This is a genomic window from Rhizobium sp. USDA 4016, assembly GCF_056279705.1.
Window position 1 is genome coordinate 23141 of record NZ_JBWCCY010000002.1, and the last position, 16562, is coordinate 39702.

Consider the following 16562-nt stretch of genomic DNA (forward strand, 5'->3'; position numbering starts at 1 on the left):
GTGACGTCCTGAGGAACGCGAGGTCCCGCCTGCCCTGCAAGCCAGCAATCGCGCCGGTGACCAGGAGACCACAGGAACGGCGAACATTACCGGGAAAACCGCCGGGTGTTGCCACAGGAACGAGGCGACCGCAATGCTGCTCCGGCAGTCACCTTAGTCTGGGCGCCGGCGACGGACCGATCGCAAGGATAGACCCGCCATGGTTAGCAACGCCGCGTTGGCCGGGCTTTCGCCCAAATGGCGCGGCATCGCTGTTAACGGCAGGCCTTTGATGGGATCGGTCGACCCGGCCCTAAGCCAGCGCGCCAGCTACTTGGCGTGGATCACATTCGCCAGCGTCCAGTCATACTGGTACTTCACCCAAACTATATCGCTGTCGGCCATGCCTTTGTAGGCGGTCTTTAGATCCTCCAGCGTGATCGTGGGGATCGGCGAGATCATCTTCATCGGCACGTCAACGCCACTGAGCTTAGCCACAGCGACGTTGACAGCCACACCGCCAACGCCTGGATCGACATTGATCGCCACCGACTGATAGCCTGACTTCGCGTTCAGATCGAGCAGCAGGTTTGCGTCCACACCATCGAAGCCATAGACCTGCAGCGGAACCTCGCGGCCCGCCGCCATGAAGGCCTGAGCCGCGCCGAACGCCGCAACGCCCTGGGAAAATATGATGTCCACGTCGGGCAGCGTTGGGAGAATGGCGGAAACGCGCTGCTGAGCGACCGATTGGTTCCAGTCGCCATAGACTTCGGCCACAATCTTGATATCGGGATATTTCGCGAGCGCACGGACATAGGCATCCTGGATCGCCTGTTCCGCCGCGTTTCCAGCTAGGCCGCGAATGTTCACCGCGTTTCCCTTGCCGCCTGTCCGTTCGGCGATATAGCCGACATATTTCTCGCCCAATTCGTTGTAGTCGAACTGCAGGTCGATCGCCTTCGGGTTGGTGACCGAGCCGAGCGCGGTGGTCAGCACCGGAATGCCGGCATTGACGGCATTGTCGATGGCGCCGTTTAGTGCCGTGTCTGACAATGGCTCGAGAATGATGAAATCCACCCCCTGCAGTGTCATGTTGTTGACCTGCTGGATCTGGGTCTGCGGATCGCCTGCGGCATCCACCACGGTCAGCTCTATGTTCCTGCCCTTGGCGTTGAGTTCGGTCGCAGCCCATTGCGCGGCGGCAAGAAAACCCTTCTGCCAACCATTGCCCTGAAACGGCATGGCCACACCGATAGTGATCTTGTCCTCTGCCATGGCCGACCCGGCGACGAGCGCTGCCGCGAGCACGAGACTGCCGGCCAGCACGGTCCGTCTTTTCACGATACCCTGTTGCATTCTTTCCTCCTTGTTGTTGATCGCGGCGTCCGCCTGTTGCGGGCTACCTGCGGTCCGATGACCGGGCGGCCACCAGACAAACGGTACCCAGGACAATCAGCCCCTGGATGACGTATTGGGCTCCAATGCTTAGTTGCAGAAGCACCAGGTCGGATTGGGCGAGCGTCAGCACCAGAGCGCCGAGCGCAGTCCCGAAGACGGAGGTGACGCCCCCGGTAATCCGCGTGCCGCCGACGACGACCGCTGCGACGGAGCCCAGCAAATAACTGCGGCCCAGATCAGCCGAGACACCGCCCTGATAGGTGGCCAGCAGGGCACCCAGCCAGGCAGCCAATACACCCGAAAGCACAAATGTACCGAGTGTCAGCCACCCACGCCGCACGCCGGCCAGCCGCGCCGCCTCCCCATTCTGGCCCATAGCGTGCAGCTGAAGGCCGAAGACCGTGCGCGAAAGTAGAAGTCCGAGAAGGGCGAGGGTAAGCGCGGTGATCACCAGCGCGCCTGAAATTCCCGCGACGCGCCACCGCAGTGTCGCCTCAAACAGTCCGCCGACGCGGCTGAAGCCCCCACTTTGGATGGCGACGATTAAGCTGTAGATAATATAGCCGGATGCCAGCGTCGCGACGATGGCGGGGATGCGTAGCCGCACGATCAGTGCAGCATTCAAAGCCCCGGCCAAGGCCCCGGCTAGCAACGTCAGCGCCAGGGAGCCCAGGATGTTGCCTTCGCCCAGCAAGCCCGCCGACATCACATAGGCGCCAAACGTTATGACATAGGGCAGCGACAGGTCGAAATTCCCCGGCCCGCTCGCAATCACTGTCATCTGCGCCGTTCCGGCCAATGTCAGGAAGCCGGCGATGGTCGCATTGGCCAAGACGAAGGACAATGACAGCGTTCCCGTGACCAACCCCGCAAGCAGCCACAATAGAACCGCTGCAATCAGCGCGCCCAACCAGGACTGACGCAACAGCCGGCGCCAGCTGCTGCCCGGTGCCTCCGGCAGTGGGGCGGAAGGATTGGTGGTTGTCGTCGATTGGGTCATGATGCCGTCGACCTCGTAACGGAACGGAAACTCAGTGCAGTGATCAGCGCCAAGCCACCGATTGCGGTTGAATATTCCGAGCTGATCCCAAGGAAGCCGAGGTTGGTGGTGATCAGCGAAATACCCACCACCGCCATCACCGCCCCGATCGGAGAAACCAGTCCACCCGCGAAGCTTGCCCCGCCGACCACCACGGCAGCTATGGTCGCGAGGGTGAAGTTGGAAGCGACGTGAACATTGCCCGCGCCCGTAGTGGCGGTCAGAAGCAATCCCGACAGGACGGCAAAGACCCCGGCCAGCGCATAAAGTGTTATCCGTCCCGCCAGCGCAGAAAAGCCAAGCGACACATAGGTCCGCCGGTTATGTCCCAAAGCGCGTAGCTGGATGCTGTAGCCCCAGCCCTGACAGATCCACAGCCCAAGTAGCGCCGCCGTCGCCAGCACATAGAAGGGCAGCGGAAGCGGCCAAAGCTTGACATGCGTTACCGCGGCCAGCCATTCCGGGGAATGTCCCCCCGGAGTCTCGCGCACCATCAGCCCTATGCCGAGCCAGACAAACGAGGCGCCGAGTGTCGCCACCACCGATGAAACGCCCAGAAGCTCGACGATCAGCGCCAGTAGCACATAGCCTGCGATCAACCCGGCCAGTGCCAATAGCCCCAGTGCGGGGGCATCGACCAGGTAGGTGGCCGCCAGCACATTGGCGAGGCCAATGGCAAAGCCGAGGCCAAGGTCGATGTCGCCGCCAAGTAAAAACAGCATCTGCGCGATGACCGCGAGGGCGAGCGGCATCGACGCCTGCAACAGTAGTTCGAGACCGAAGGTACTAAGCGCGTTGGGCTGCTGCCAAAAGGCCAGTGCGAACATTGCCAGCATCAGGAGCGCTGCCGGCAGGGATCGCCATGAGATCAGCCGCGCCAGTGCAGCTTTCCCGAAGGCGCTGCGGTTCATTTGCCTCGTCTCCTGAGCGGCCGCTGAGCCCCCCTCGCCGGGATGCATGAACGAAGCTTGAACGATCCGCTCTTCTGTCGCCTCGGCACCACTGAACTCGGCTACGACATGACCGCGCGCCATAACATACACCCGGTCGCATTTGTGGAATTCGGCGACTTCGGTCGAATAGAGGATTGCGCTGCGGCCCTTGTCCTTGAGCTTGTCGAGGATGGCGTAGATTGAGGCCTTCGCATTTGCATCGACACCCCGGGTCGGATCGTCCAGAAGCAGCAATGGCGCCTCGCTGGCCAAAGCCCGGCCCAGCAGCGCGCGCTGCTGATTGCCGCCGCTCAGGCTCACGATTGGTGAATTGGCGCGGTGAGCAAGGCCCAATTCCGATAACCATTCCTGTGCCGTTGTTTTCAGCGCAGTAAGATCCACCAGACCGAAGCGCGAGGAACGGGGCGCGGCCGAGATGGCGACATTGTCCTCGACGTTCCACAGCGGCAGAAGACCTTCGCGCTTGCGGTCTCCGCTGACATAGGCCATGTCGCCGACCGAACGGATCGCGCCCGCATCGCGACTGCGTACCGCGAAGACGGCCTGCAGAAGCTCGCGTTGTCCCGCCCCTTCCAGCCCGGCAATGCCGACAATCTCGCCTTCGCCCACGCGGATACGGATGTCGTGCAGCCGCGGGCCGGAAAGGTTTTGGACCGTCAGCAGATCGCGATGCGTCTCGGCGATCGCTTGTGGCTCGGCGGGGATGGCCTTATCGGCCGTGGCGCCCGGCAGGCCGAGAAGTTGATCATGGGTCAGATTGCGCCCGTCGCCATCGAAATGCAGCTTGCCGTCGCGCAGGACCACCACGCGATGGGCAAGCCTCAGCGCCTCTTCGAGCTTGTGGGTGACATAGATGATCGCCACGCCCGCGGCCGCCTTGCGGGTGATCAGATCGGCCAGCTGGTCGGCCTCTTGCGATGACAGTGCCGAAGTTGGCTCATCCAGGATCACCAGGCGCGTGCCGGGTTCGGTCATGGCGCGGGCGATTTCGACCATCTGGCGTTCGGCCACGGACAGCCCCGAAACTTCGGCGCCCACATCGATGCGATTGCTGGGAAAGACCTTCATGCGTTCGCGCGCGCTCCGCATCAAGTCGCGCCGCGACGCCGCGATCTTCTTATCCGAGGTCAGGGCCAGATTTTCGCCCACTGTCAGGTTCGGAAAGGTCGAAAGTTCCTGGAACACCCGCTGAATGCCCTGCGCTCGCGACGAACCGGCGATGTAATTGTCGAAATCGATTGCCTGAGCGTCCAGTGTCAGCGTGCCTGAGCTCGGCGGTAGCGTGCCGCCGATAATGTTGAGAAAGGTCGATTTTCCTGCCCCGTTAGGTCCAAGCAGGACAAGGATCTCGCCCGCGCGGATGTCCAGGCTGACATCGCGCAGCACCTTGCTGGGTCCGAAGCTTTTGGATAAGTCACGGACCGAGACGAAGATTGCCCCGTCCCGCCCATCTCGTTCCCTTGTTTCGTCGTCTTTCATCCTATCCTCCTCCCGAAGATATTATGCAGCCGGGCGCTTCACCCCTTTATCAACCATCACGGAGACTGTCGGCTTGTCCGGGGGTCGCCGACAGGTCTGCCGCTTGGTCAATCATGGACCCGCCTGGATTTGGCGTTGCGGCCAGGACGGGCGCGAATGCCGCGCCGTTACAAACAGGCCGTCTGGCCGCCATCGACAGAGACCACAGCCCCGGTCATGAAGCTGGCATCGTCGGTCAGCAGGAAGACGATCACGGCGGCAATCTCCTCGGGTTCGCCCATGCGCCCGATGGGATGAGCGGCGTTGATGCGAGCCACGGCCTCGGGGTCCTGAAGCATGTATTCGACCAGCGGTGTCTTGGTCATGCCCGGCGCCACGGCGTTGACCCGGATGCCCAGCGGCCCCAGTTCCGGCGACATCGACTTGGTAATGCCCGAGACAGCGAATTTCGACGCCACATAGGGCAGCCGGTTTGGCACGCCCATCACGCCTGCCCCGGACGAAATGTTGACGATGGCACGTGGCTCCTTATCGTCTCGCACGGTTCGCACAAAGGCCTGGCACATGTTCACGGTGCCACCGAAATTGACTGCCAAGACGCGCTCGAGCTTTTCGGGTTCGACATCCAGGATGTTGGCGACGCCGGTAATCCCGGCGCAGTTGACGAGGCCGTTCAGCCGACCGAGCCGTATGCGGGTTTCTGCTGCCAGAGTCAGTGCCGCCGCCTGGTCGCACACATCCAGCACCGCCCCCTTGACGCGCGGGCTACCACCGAATTCCGACACGATCTTATCCACGGCTTCCTGGGTAATATCGGCGGCGACCACATCTGCGCCCTCGGCGTGCAGACGGCGCACACAGGCAGCACCGATGCCGCTGCCCGCTCCGGTGACCATCACGGTCCGACCTTTAAATCGATTCATTTCTTCCTCCCTCTTTGGCGCAAGCGCCGACTTGGCGATCCCGTCATCTTCCGGGTCAATTCGTCCGGATCGGATCGGCTTGCGAGCATCTCCCCGAGCTCGCTGGTCAACGGTATTGGTAGGGCGTAGATTTTTGTCAACGGACGGGGAACGGTGGTTTCCGGCAAAGAAAGCAACAACATCATTTTGTCACATCAATATTAATGTGTATTATCAATGAGTTGTAGACGTTCTTTCCTGCCATTATGGGTATTCTCCCATGTTATACCCCGGTGCGGGCGCCTGGTTTTTCCGACGCAAAACAGGCCGTCCCATTAGGAAGCCTGCGTCACGCGCCAGCGGCCGGTGACGCCGCGATACGAGGTCGCTGGATGGTTTGCGTTTTCAAAAGGTCTTTCGGGCCGCCCTATAAGAGGCGTAAGCGAGAAGGCCCCCGGCGAGCAGAATACCGGCACTTGTCAGGAACGTGGCTTCGTAACCGCTTGCGTCAAACAGGAGGCCGCCCGCGGTCGCACCAAGGGTGATCGCAAACTGGATGGTAGCGACCATCAGTCCGCCGCCAGCCTCAGCATCGCGCGGGAGCGAGCGTGAAAGCCAGACACCCCAGCCGACCGGCCCCGAGGTTACGAGACCCCAGGCGCCAAGCAGCATGGCCGCGGCCAAAACCCATCCACCAAAGAGAACAAGACCGATGGCGACTATAGCCATTAACACAGGCGCCAGGACGAGCACGCCATACAGACTTTTGTTCAAGACCGGGCCAATGAACAGGGTGCCGACAAGGCCCGCAACGCCAACGACGAGCAGGAGTAACGACAGCGTGGAGACATCGACACGGGTGACGGTTTCCAAAAATGGGCGCAAGTAGGTGAACAACGCGAATTGCCCCATAAAAAGAAAGAGGATCGCTGCCATACCGATGGTCACGACGGGCCGCCCGAGAAGGCGAAACGTCGCTGTCACACCGGACGCGCTTCCGCCTTGCATCCGGGGTAGCGTCATCGCAAGCCAACAGACAGCGGTCGCAGCAAATGGAACCACGCAGAAGAACGCGCCGCGCCAGCCGATCAATCCACCCAAAAAGCTTCCTAGAGGAGCTGCAATCGTTGCAGCCAAGGCGTTGCCACCGTTCAGGAAGGCGAGGGCCTTTGGAACGTCGGTTTCGGGGACAAGCCGCATCACGGTTGCCGTCGACATTGACCAGAAGCCGCCAATCACAATGCCGAGAAGCGCCCTACCCGCCATAAGGACGGCAAAGTTGGGAGCAAAGGCGACAACAGCGCCCGACACAAGCATAAGCCCAGTCAAGGAAAGAAGTACGACTTTTCGATCGAGGCCTCGCGAAAAGAAGGAAATGAACAGGCTCGTCAGGACTGCGAATATACCAGAAACCGAAATGGCTTGGCCGGCTTGTCCTTCGGTCAAGGCCAGCTCACTGGCGATCGGGGTCAGAAGGCTGATGGGCAGGAATTCGGACGCAATCAGCACGAACACACAAAGCGACATCGCAACGACAGCGCTCCAGTTGGCCGGTCTCTCTTTGCTCGATACGGATTGCATCAGCATGTTCGCTCTCCTTTGGCCGCAACGCTGCACATCTCCACGAAGAGCTGTTGTCGCAGCGCTCTGAAAAGACAGTGTAGTAAGCGTATCTCGTGCGATATCCGAGCCCGCTCCGTCCTGTGGTTCGGGATCCACCGCGGCGGGCGATCCTGCCGTGGTCCTATTCGACTTTAGCTCGAAAGCCTTGCCCGCAGCGGAAACTTGCCTCGAGCGAGCAGCGGCTCAAAACCCTTGTCGAGGCGGCCGAGCCGGATCAGTCCGGCCGAGTAGCGATAGCTCGCGTAGTAGAAAACAAGATTTCCCCAGGGAGCGTAGTAACAAAGGTCTCCCGCGGCCTCGTTCTCGAACGCGCCGCTTCCTTGTTCGGTGAGCTTTCGCGGCAGGTAGGCGATCTTTTCATTGTTGGAATAATCGTCGATAGTCAGATCCAACGGCATCATCGAAACCAGGTCATGGGCCGACGGATTGTCGTAGAGGGTTGCGGTAAAAACAAAATCAGCGAAAGCAAATTCTAGTTTCATGTTTGAGTTCCGAACTTTTAGCAATGTTGGCGGTGTCTGAGCCATTGGGATCCCAGGCACGGAGCTTGTTAAGGCCATCGCAATCAGGCTCCTGCGCGTCAGATTGTTTCCAGCTTTCATTGCGTCTCCCTCATGTTAATTGCTGGCGGCGAGCGATTTGCATGTGTTTTGAATGGTGCATCATCAGTCTAGCAGTGAGGACAATGGTGGATTAGTCGATTGCGAACGCATGCAGTTATGAGAATGACTCATCAATGTCTTGCGTCTGTCGAGCTCGATACGGGCCGGCCACCGGTTCAAAAACGTTTCATCCCGTTGCCTTTTCCGCGGCAACCACAAATAGGTCGCCAGATGTCGGGAAGTAACGGGTACGGCCCGCCGTCTGCCGCCTTAAGCTTTGCATTGCGATCTGCGAAGCGGCGGAGGGCATTTGTCGTCGCGAACCAGCTGTTGTTCAGGCGGAGGGATCAAGATGTTGTTTTCGCGCGCAAACAGGTTCGGTTGGGACGCATCCTCTTTGCCGAGATGTTGCCGACCAACCAAATGATGGTGGTGGTCGCGGCAGGAAGGCGGACGCATTCAGAGCCTACCGCGATGGCGCGGAATTTATGGCCGCGCCACTGCTTCGAAAGACACCAACTCGTCGAGCTTGAAGGCTCGCCGTATTCCGCCGCGCCGATGGGAAAGGCGCGGCGTCTCTTGGCGAAAAGGAGATGGATCACCGGAGAGACAAATGGATCACCGGAGAGACAATCCGAGACTCGCCAAAGTCGTGATCAATTGCCCGACTGCTTCTTCCACTCTTCGTAGCGAGCCTTGTTCTCGGCATTCGCAGGATAGAGACCGGGCAGCGCCGCACCCTTGTTGACCTCCTGCATGATCCAGCCTTCAAGGCGTTCTTGTTCGGGTGCAAGCTCGAGGATATCGTCGATCAGCGCTGCTGGGATAACAACGCCTCCGTCGTTATCAACGACAATGATGTCGTTCGGGAAGATGGCAACGCCACCGCACCCTACAGGCTGGTCCCAATCCACAAAGGTGAGGCCGGCAACGGACGGCGGAGCAGCTGCTCCCGAGCACCATACCGGAAGGTTCGTGCCAAGCACCCCATCCAGATCGCGGACAACACCGTCGGTCACAAGAGCCGCAACGTTCTTCTTCGCCATACGGGCACACAAAATGTCTCCGAAGATACCGGCATCGGTGATGCCCATAGCGTCAACGACTGCGATGCAGCCATCGGGCATGGCTTCGATCGCCGCGCGTGTAGACTTGGGGGACGACCAGGATTCCGGCGTAGCCAGATCTTCGCGGGCGGGTACGAAGCGCAGGGTGAAGGCGCGCCCAATAATACGTCCCTGTCCGGGCTTGATCGGCATAGCTCCGCGAATCCAGACGTTGCGAAGTCCTTTCTTCAGCAGGATCGTCGTCAGCGTTGCAGTTGTGACGCCTGCCAGGATGGTTTTGATTTCTGCATCGGTAGCCATTGCTCTTCCTCTTAAAATGTTCAGTTGTTAGATGCTTGCAATCATTCCGCCGTCGACGCGGATGATGCTTCCGGTGAGGAAGGACGCGCGTTCACTGGCGAGAAAGGCGACCACGTCGCCGTATTCTTGCGGCTTGCCGTATCGTCCTACTGGTATAGATGCCGTGCTCTCGGCAGATACGTCCTCGACGGAACGCCCCTCCCGCTTGGCCCTTTGTTCATCGAGGAACGAGATGCGTGGTGTTGCTATGCGACCGGGAAGAACGATGTTGGATGTGATGCCATCCCCACCGACCTCCTTCGCGAGGGTCTTCGACCAGCCAACGAGAGTGGAACGGAGCGCGTTGGACAGACCCAAGTTCGGGATGGGTGCGACTACTCCCGAGGAGGTCGAGGTGATGATCCGGCCCCAACCTGCCTCCCGCATTTTGGGAAGCACTCTGTCTGTGAGCGCAATAACCGACAGAACCATCGCTTGAAAAAACCTTGACCATTGCTCAGAGGATTGACCTGAGACCGTGGTCGGAGGCGGACCACCAGTATTGTTCACGAGTATGGCTACGTTGCCGTACCGGCTTTCAATCAGCGAGACATTCCTGTCGATTACCGATAGATCGCTGATGTCCCACTTGATCGAGAAGGCCTCGCCACCTGCCAATCTGATGTCAGCCGCTGCTCTTTCCGCTGCATCGCCATCAATATCCGCGACGACTACCTTTGCACCCTCTGCCGCAAGAGTATGGGCAATTGCACCACCAAGGCCGCCCCCAGCGCCCAGAACAACGGCGCATTTTCCGGAAATTCCCAAATCCATTTCAGTCTTTCCTCTTGTGTCTATTGAAGTGCCGCACACGCATCGCCAATACGGGTGCAGGCATCGCGAAGGCGATTTGTCGAAGTGGCAAATGAAATTCGGAAATACGGTCCGAGTCCAAAGGCCGAACCGGGGACGACTGCCACACCCGCTGACTCCAGCAGATAGGTTGCGAAGCCCACGTCATTCTCGATCAGCTGCCCATTGGGCTGCCGCTTGCCGATTACCCCTGCGCACGATGGAAAGAGGTAGAACGCACCGTCTGGCGTGCGGCAGCTCAATCCATCTGTGGAGTTAAACGCCGAGAGACACAGATCGCGCCGCTCTTGGAATACGGCATTGCGTTCTGCGAGGAAGTCCAGAGGACCGGTAAGAGCGGCGACGGCAGCCGCCTGCGAGACCGAACTCGGATTGGTGGTGCTTTGCGACTGAATCGTCGCCATTGCTTTAATCAGGTCGGCCGGGCCGCCTGCATAACCAATGCGCCATCCGGTCATGGCATAGGCCTTGGAGACACCGTTGCAGGTTAGAACGCGTTCCCGAAGACGTGGCTCCACCGAAGCGATTGTTGTGAACTCCCAGCCGTCGTATCGGATGTGCTCATACATATCATCCGTCAGCACCAGAACGCGTGGATGCTGCAATAGGACCTCAGCAATCGCTTTCAGTTCGTCCGCGGAGTACCCCGATCCAGTCGGGTTGCTCGGCGAATTGAGAACCAGCCATTTCGTTCGTGGCGTGATGGCGCTCTCTAAGACTGCCGCGGTGAGTTTGAATCCACTGTTCTCACCACAGGAGAGCGTTACGGGAACCCCGCCGGTGAGCAAAACCATATCCGGATATGACACCCAGTAAGGGGCGGGAATGATTACCTCGTCACCTTCGTCCAACGTTGAGGAGAAGGCGTTGAAGATCACCTGTTTTCCACCGGTCCCAACGGAAATGTTAGCCGCCTCGTATTCAAGGTCATTCTCGTTCCTGAATTTCTGAACAATCGCGCGCTTGAGTTCAGGCGTTCCATCGACGTCAGTGTATTTCGTTACGCCATTGTCGATTGCCTTCTTGGCGGCCGCCTTGATGTGATCGGGCGTATCGAAATCTGGTTCGCCTTGCGACAGCGCGATGATGTCCGCTCCGCCGCGTCGAAGCTCGGCCGCCAAGCGAGTTATCGCAATTGTCGGCGAAGGCTTCACAGTTTTCAGCCGCTGGGAGAGGCTGCTTTGGTCAAATCGCAAAGTCATCGCTAATCCTATGACGTTAGTTTCAGCGAGAGATTGACATGCGTGCCACCGTAAGAAAACATGTGTCTTCGCGTGTTTGAAATGTAGAAAGCCTAAATGATGGAGACGCGGTTTCTCAAAACACTCCTCTCGGTAATTGACTTGAACTCTATCGCCGCTGCCGCTCGAAAGGAAAGCCTGACGCCGTCGGCAGTCGTGCAACGTCTGCGGGCGCTGGAGGACGAAATTGGGGCAGTGTTGGTCCGACGAGCCGGTCACTCCATGCGCGCCACTGAGGCGGGGACAGCGGTTGTCGAGGCAGCCAGGCGCATTGTAGACGCGGCAGAAAGCCTGTCCGGCCTAGCCAATCAGAACGAAGAGATAGGTACCGTTCGCGTGGGCGTCATTCATTCGATGACGACGGGGCTGCTTCCCGAGATACTCTCGTCCATGAAGGCGAAACGCCCAGGGATACAAGTGGAAGTGCAGCCAGGGCAGTCATCCGACTTGTATCAAAAAATGGGCGAAGGGAGCTTGGATGCAGCGATATTGGTCGAGCCTCCCTTTGCCATTCCCAAGGAATACACGTGGTACGAGCTTAGGAAAGACCCACTCATTGTACTAAGCAGCACAAGTGAGATCGACAGCGATCCCATCGCCCTCCTAAAACGCGCACCATTCATCCGCTACGATCGAAAGCAATGGGGCGGAAGGTCGGGCGAAGCATACCTGAGACGTTTAAAGCTTAGCCCCCAGGATAAGTACGAACTGGATTCACTCGAGGCGATAGCCGTGCTTGTGAACAAGGGTTTGGGTGTCTCCTTAGTCCCCAACTGGCTCCCGCCATGGCCGGAGGGCCTATCGCTACGGAAGCTTCCGCTGGAAGGAGCGCCCTTCCGGGGCGTGGGGTTGATCTTCCCTAGGCTGACAACAAACGAGCGGCTTGTGAAAGCCTTCGCCGAGGAAGCACGGGCAGCGGCAAAATTGAAGGAAGCCCTGCTCTCCGGCAAATAGCGCTGGGAGCCTGGAAAGCTGCCCATCGGAACACTTTCGACGCGTTGATCTTTATGTGGAAACGTCTACCGTCAACGGGCAAGCCGTGTGTCCCAGAAAACGCCGCGCGAAAGATGTCAGTTGCGGGTTGTTTGCTCTCGCTGCGGTTTTCCCAGTCTCTTGCAAGTGGAGTTATTCTGCGCTTGCACATGCAAGTCTAATTCCGGGGTCCGTTCGCTATAGGTTATCGTACAAGCGCTTGGTCATCATGTTCATGCTCTGCATCAGCGGGTATACTTCCTCAAGAAACCGCAGATATGAGCCAGGTCCTCTATGCTTTTCGAAGAGCGGTACACAGCCTGGCGTCGCGGTCCATGCGGCCAGTGATTGTGGCGGACATTCGCAGTGAAACTGTGTGCTGACAGGGTGAGTGCCCACTGCCATGATTTGAACGGGTGATCCCGCGGCTGACGGGCAGAAACTCCGATGCAATCAGCACGAACACACAAAGCGACATCGCAACGACAGCGCTCCAGCTGCCCGCTCTATCTTCGCGCGACATGGTCTGCATCAGCACGTTCAATTTCCTTTGACCACTACAATATGCTCTCGGATGAGCTTGGCGGCGGGGGAGCGGCGTGCGATGTGCGGACAACGGCTCAGAGTGTTCAGCATCATCGCAACGCGGTCACAAGCCTCGTTGATTTTCAGCTCAGAAGCCTGCCCTTCAGCGGAAATTTTCCGCGCGTGAGTAACGGCTCGAAACCGTTGTTGAGTCGACCAAGCCGGATCAGATCGGTGGAGGAGCGATAGCTCGCGTAGTAGAAAACAAGATTTCCCCACGGGACGTAGTAACAAAGATCTCCAAGAGACTCATCATCGAAATTGCCCCTTCCTCCTTCGGTAAGCTTCCGGGGTAGATATGCGATCTTTTCATTGTTGGAGTAGTCGTCAATCGTTAGATCCAGAGGCATCATCGAGGCGAAGTCACGGGCCGTCGGATTATCGTCAAGGGTTGCCGTAAACACAAAATCAGCAAAAGAAAATTCTACTTTCATGGCCAAGCTCCGGCCTTTGAGCATTTTGGCTGTGTTTGAGCCGCAGCCAACCCTGGCATTGAGCTCGTCAGGGCCATTGCTATCAAACTCCTTCGTGTCAGGTTGCTTACGGTTTTCATAGCGTTCCTCTCGCATATAGACCCACGGTGAAACGATTGGCAGCAAGGCGTTTAATGAAGCTTGAAGCATAACAGGCCGCACGGTCGCAGATTAGACGGCTGCGAACGCATGCAGCTATGAGAATGACTCATCAATGTCTTGCTTTTGCCTGAGGCGCCGAAGCGAGGTCACACACGACCTCGCCCCAGAAGGTCGTGCACGCATGCAGTTTTCACGGACATGGCGAAGCTGATGAAAGGCGGCGAGATTCGTATTCGTTGCTTGTGTCAGGCAATGTGGACCGCGGCTCTGCGTGATGGACGTGGCTGATGGCGGGGAAGCGAATTAATTCTGACCGTCATCGACGAAGTCGGTGCTGACACTGACATCTCGCCACGTCTCAAAGTTCTCGCGCAGCATGTCGAGCCGCGCCATGCCACGCTCATAAGCGTCGGACCCAAGAAGCAGACGCAGAGGAGGATTGTCAGCTTCGAACACCTTGACCACGGCCGCCGCCGCCCGCGCGGGATCGCCTGCCTGCTTTCCGGAGATAGATCGCAAACCTTGGCGCCTCGCACCAGCGGTCCCAGCATAATCATCGATCACGGTCGCGGATTCAATGACGGACCTGCCTGCCCAATCTGTGCGGAAACCGCCCGGCTCGATCAACGTGACCTTGATGCCGAGTGGCCCTACTTCCTGCGCCAACGCCTCGGAGATCGCCTCGACGGCAAATTTTGTGGCGTTGTAGTAGCCGAGCGCCGGATAAGCATTGAGGCCGCCGATCGAAGAGAAGTTGATTATGTGTCCATGCCGGCGCCGGCGCATGCCAGGAAGTACCTTGCGAACGAGCGAAGCCAGACCAAAAACATTGGTCTCAAACTGTCTGCGGATTTCTGCGTCCTCACCCTCTTCAATCGCCGAGAAATAGCCGTACCCAGCGTTGTTGACCAGAACGTCGATCCGCCCGAAATGGGTATCGGCATCGCTAACAGCCTGTTCGATCATCCCTTCATCATTGACGTCAAGGGATATCACCAGAGCCTTATCACCATAAGGCCCGACCAGATCTGCGATCTTTGCGACATCGCGCGCGGTCAGTGCAACGCGCCAACCCCGTTTGAGGACGAGTTTTGCAATCTCGCGACCGAAACCGGTCGAGCACCCTGTAATGAACCAGACAGGTGTTTCATTTGGCATGAAAGTTCCTTTCATATTTGCGCAAGTGTCAATCACCAAGCAGCCGATTAGGAGCTTCTGGTCGAACTCGCTGCCCATTCCTGCCGGCCGTCTCGATTGCATCGATCAGGCGGTGGAGTTCGACACCATCTGCGAAAGTCGGCGCAGTGTGAGTGCCGTTCCTGAGATCATTTGCCATGCGTGCATAGAGGCGGGCGACGTTGCCTGAGAAGGGTTCCTCGGGCAACGCTTCGAAACAGCTGGAAGGGACCGCCAGCGGCTGAAGCGGTGCCTCCCCTTGGCTGCCCGCAAGTGATATGCGGATCTGCTGCGCGTGACCATAAGGGCCCGAGAGGACAATGTCGCCGTCCGTCCCATTGATTTCCCAGACTAGACCGTCGCCACTGCGTGGCGCACCGCCGCGATAATGGATGGACAGTGGCGCCCCGTTTGCAAGCAATCCGCTAAGTACCACCTGGTCGGCCGCGCTCATTGGTAAAAAGTTGCCGGTATCGAGAGCACGTGCCTCGTGGCGCCGGTTGGCGACCACGGCCGACAGTTCGATGATGTCGCCGAGCACATCACGCATCGCGGCGAGAGTATGCGCCACTGGAATGGTGAGCATCGTTGCACCATTGGCCCGATCCAGCAGGTATCCATACGTCTGTTCGCTAGCGACGGTGCCGCCCCAGCCGCCACCCCTTGCGGTCAGCGTCGTGGATAGAACATCTCCGACAAAGCCGTCAGCAAGCAGCTTGCGCAAATACAGGATCTCCGGAGCGACGCGAGCCTGCGTGCCAACAATGGCAAGAACACCCTTGGCCTCGGCGAGAGACGCTAGCTCCTCGGCCTCTGCGAGACCGTTGCCAAGTGGCCATTCGCAAAAGACGTGCTTCCCGGCTGCGATCACAGTTTTGACGAGCTCAAAATGATGAGGGACCTTCACAGTCACGGAAACAACGTCGATGTCGGACGAATGTGCCAATTCGGCAACGTCGTTGAAGGCGCGGGGGATGTTGCAGGCCGAAGCTGCTGCCTGGGCGCTGGCGTGGTTAGAATTCGCTACTCCTGCAACCTCGAAGGTGTCTGCTAGTGCACGAAGCGCGGGCAGATGCGCCACCGCGGCCCAGCTCCTTTCGGCTGTCAAACCAACTATGCCAACTCGAAAACGATCGTTTGCCATGTTCAACCCTTGTTCTGATATGACATTCAAAGATGAGTTCCGCTCGCCCGTTCAAGAGCAAGAAATAGAAGAGATCTTCGGCTGTCAGATTTAGCGACGCTGCTGACAGATTTTCGTCCAACCGAGATCGCAATTGCCATGCACCGCCCGGGACGCCGCCAACTTGCCTTAAATGGAGTTGGGGACGGCCGCGCGCAGAGCCGCGCTGAACTGCCGGGACTGACCTGCAAACCGGACGTTCCCTACCCGGAATGAGTCGAATTCAAAGGGCATCCCTAAAAACTCACCTGTCAGATGGATCTCTCCACCTTTGGGCCGGCTAAGCGAATATCATGGGGGTCAATGCCGATGTCACGTAACTCCCGCGAGGGCAACCGATTGAGATAAGTCAGACTGTCTCGGTGCCGCCGCCACCTTCTCAGCATATGCAGAATGCGCGGCACAATTCCCTCCTTATGGTCGTAACGCTGCGCGCTCTTTGCCTGCGGTAAGATGACGTCCCATTTACTGAATCCCCGCTCTGCATCGATATTTTTTGACACACATTGCCCACACATGTTCTCTCCTCCGCCTAATGGATTTTGAAACAGTATGAGCACATTGTTCGACCTGGATTAGTGCGATTAACCCGCATGTTATCATGAGCCTGATTCATAAATTCGGTATCGCAGC

General features: G+C 58.5%; 14 protein-coding genes. 1 reads left to right on the plus strand and 13 read right to left on the minus strand.

Annotated features, from left to right (window positions below):
* Positions 1–309 precede the first annotated feature (309 nt).
* The 9 genes from ACZ9DP_RS00975 to ACZ9DP_RS01015 all read right to left on the minus strand — a co-directional run bounded on the left by ACZ9DP_RS00975 (position 310) and on the right by ACZ9DP_RS01015 (position 11399).
* The gene (locus ACZ9DP_RS00975; protein WP_476199755.1) at positions 310–1338 is read right to left on the minus strand and encodes a substrate-binding domain-containing protein; all 1029 of its coding nucleotides are present in this window, start codon (positions 1336–1338) and stop codon (positions 310–312) included.
* A 43-nt stretch (positions 1339–1381) separates the two neighbouring features.
* Complete coding sequence (locus ACZ9DP_RS00980; RefSeq protein ID WP_476199756.1) at positions 1382–2380, minus strand: ABC transporter permease; 999 nt, start codon at positions 2378–2380, stop codon at positions 1382–1384.
* Positions 2377–4851, minus strand: a complete 2475-nt coding sequence (locus tag ACZ9DP_RS00985) for an ATP-binding cassette domain-containing protein (RefSeq protein WP_476199758.1) — start codon at positions 4849–4851, stop codon at positions 2377–2379. The genes ACZ9DP_RS00980 and ACZ9DP_RS00985 overlap by 4 nt, the downstream gene beginning before the upstream one ends.
* 167 nt (positions 4852–5018) lie before the next feature.
* Complete coding sequence (locus tag ACZ9DP_RS00990; protein WP_476199759.1) at positions 5019–5774, minus strand: SDR family NAD(P)-dependent oxidoreductase; 756 nt, start codon at positions 5772–5774, stop codon at positions 5019–5021.
* A 384-nt stretch (positions 5775–6158) separates the two neighbouring features.
* Positions 6159–7340 (minus strand): MFS transporter, encoded by a 1182-nt coding sequence (locus tag ACZ9DP_RS00995; RefSeq protein ID WP_476199761.1) that lies wholly within the window; start codon positions 7338–7340, stop codon positions 6159–6161.
* Positions 7341–7507: 167 nt separating this feature from the next.
* Positions 7508–7978, minus strand: a complete 471-nt coding sequence (locus ACZ9DP_RS01000) for a cyclophilin-like fold protein (RefSeq protein WP_476199762.1) — start codon at positions 7976–7978, stop codon at positions 7508–7510.
* Positions 7979–8634: 656 nt separating this feature from the next.
* Positions 8635–9345: a ribonuclease activity regulator RraA gene (locus tag ACZ9DP_RS01005; RefSeq protein ID WP_476199764.1), complete on the minus strand. Its 711-nt coding sequence runs from the start codon at positions 9343–9345 to the stop codon at positions 8635–8637.
* A gap of 27 nt (positions 9346–9372) precedes the next feature.
* Positions 9373–10158 carry an SDR family oxidoreductase gene (locus ACZ9DP_RS01010; protein ID WP_476199765.1) on the minus strand — a complete coding sequence of 262 codons (786 nt, stop codon included), beginning with the start codon at positions 10156–10158 and terminating at the stop codon, positions 9373–9375.
* A 20-nt stretch (positions 10159–10178) separates the two neighbouring features.
* Positions 10179–11399, minus strand: a complete 1221-nt coding sequence (locus tag ACZ9DP_RS01015; RefSeq protein WP_476199766.1) for a pyridoxal phosphate-dependent aminotransferase — start codon at positions 11397–11399, stop codon at positions 10179–10181.
* A gap of 96 nt (positions 11400–11495) precedes the next feature.
* Here ACZ9DP_RS01015 and ACZ9DP_RS01020 point away from each other — a divergent pair, with 96 nt between their 5' ends.
* Positions 11496–12392: a LysR substrate-binding domain-containing protein gene (locus ACZ9DP_RS01020; RefSeq protein ID WP_476199767.1), complete on the plus strand. Its 897-nt coding sequence runs from the start codon at positions 11496–11498 to the stop codon at positions 12390–12392.
* Positions 12393–13078: 686 nt separating this feature from the next.
* Here the strand turns inward: ACZ9DP_RS01020 and ACZ9DP_RS01025 are convergent.
* The 4 genes from ACZ9DP_RS01025 to ACZ9DP_RS01040 all read right to left on the minus strand — a co-directional run bounded on the left by ACZ9DP_RS01025 (position 13079) and on the right by ACZ9DP_RS01040 (position 16447).
* Positions 13079–13618: a cyclophilin-like fold protein gene (locus ACZ9DP_RS01025; RefSeq protein ID WP_476199769.1), complete on the minus strand. Its 540-nt coding sequence runs from the start codon at positions 13616–13618 to the stop codon at positions 13079–13081.
* A 255-nt stretch (positions 13619–13873) separates the two neighbouring features.
* Entirely contained in the window at positions 13874–14728 is an 855-nt protein-coding gene (locus ACZ9DP_RS01030) for an oxidoreductase (RefSeq protein ID WP_476202130.1), read from the minus strand.
* Positions 14729–14756: 28 nt separating this feature from the next.
* A complete protein-coding gene (locus tag ACZ9DP_RS01035; RefSeq protein WP_476199770.1) occupies positions 14757–15890 on the minus strand; it encodes a Gfo/Idh/MocA family protein in 1134 nt (377 codons plus the stop codon).
* A gap of 290 nt (positions 15891–16180) precedes the next feature.
* A complete protein-coding gene (locus tag ACZ9DP_RS01040; RefSeq protein WP_476202132.1) occupies positions 16181–16447 on the minus strand; it encodes a DUF1127 domain-containing protein in 267 nt (88 codons plus the stop codon).
* Positions 16448–16562 lie beyond the last annotated feature (115 nt).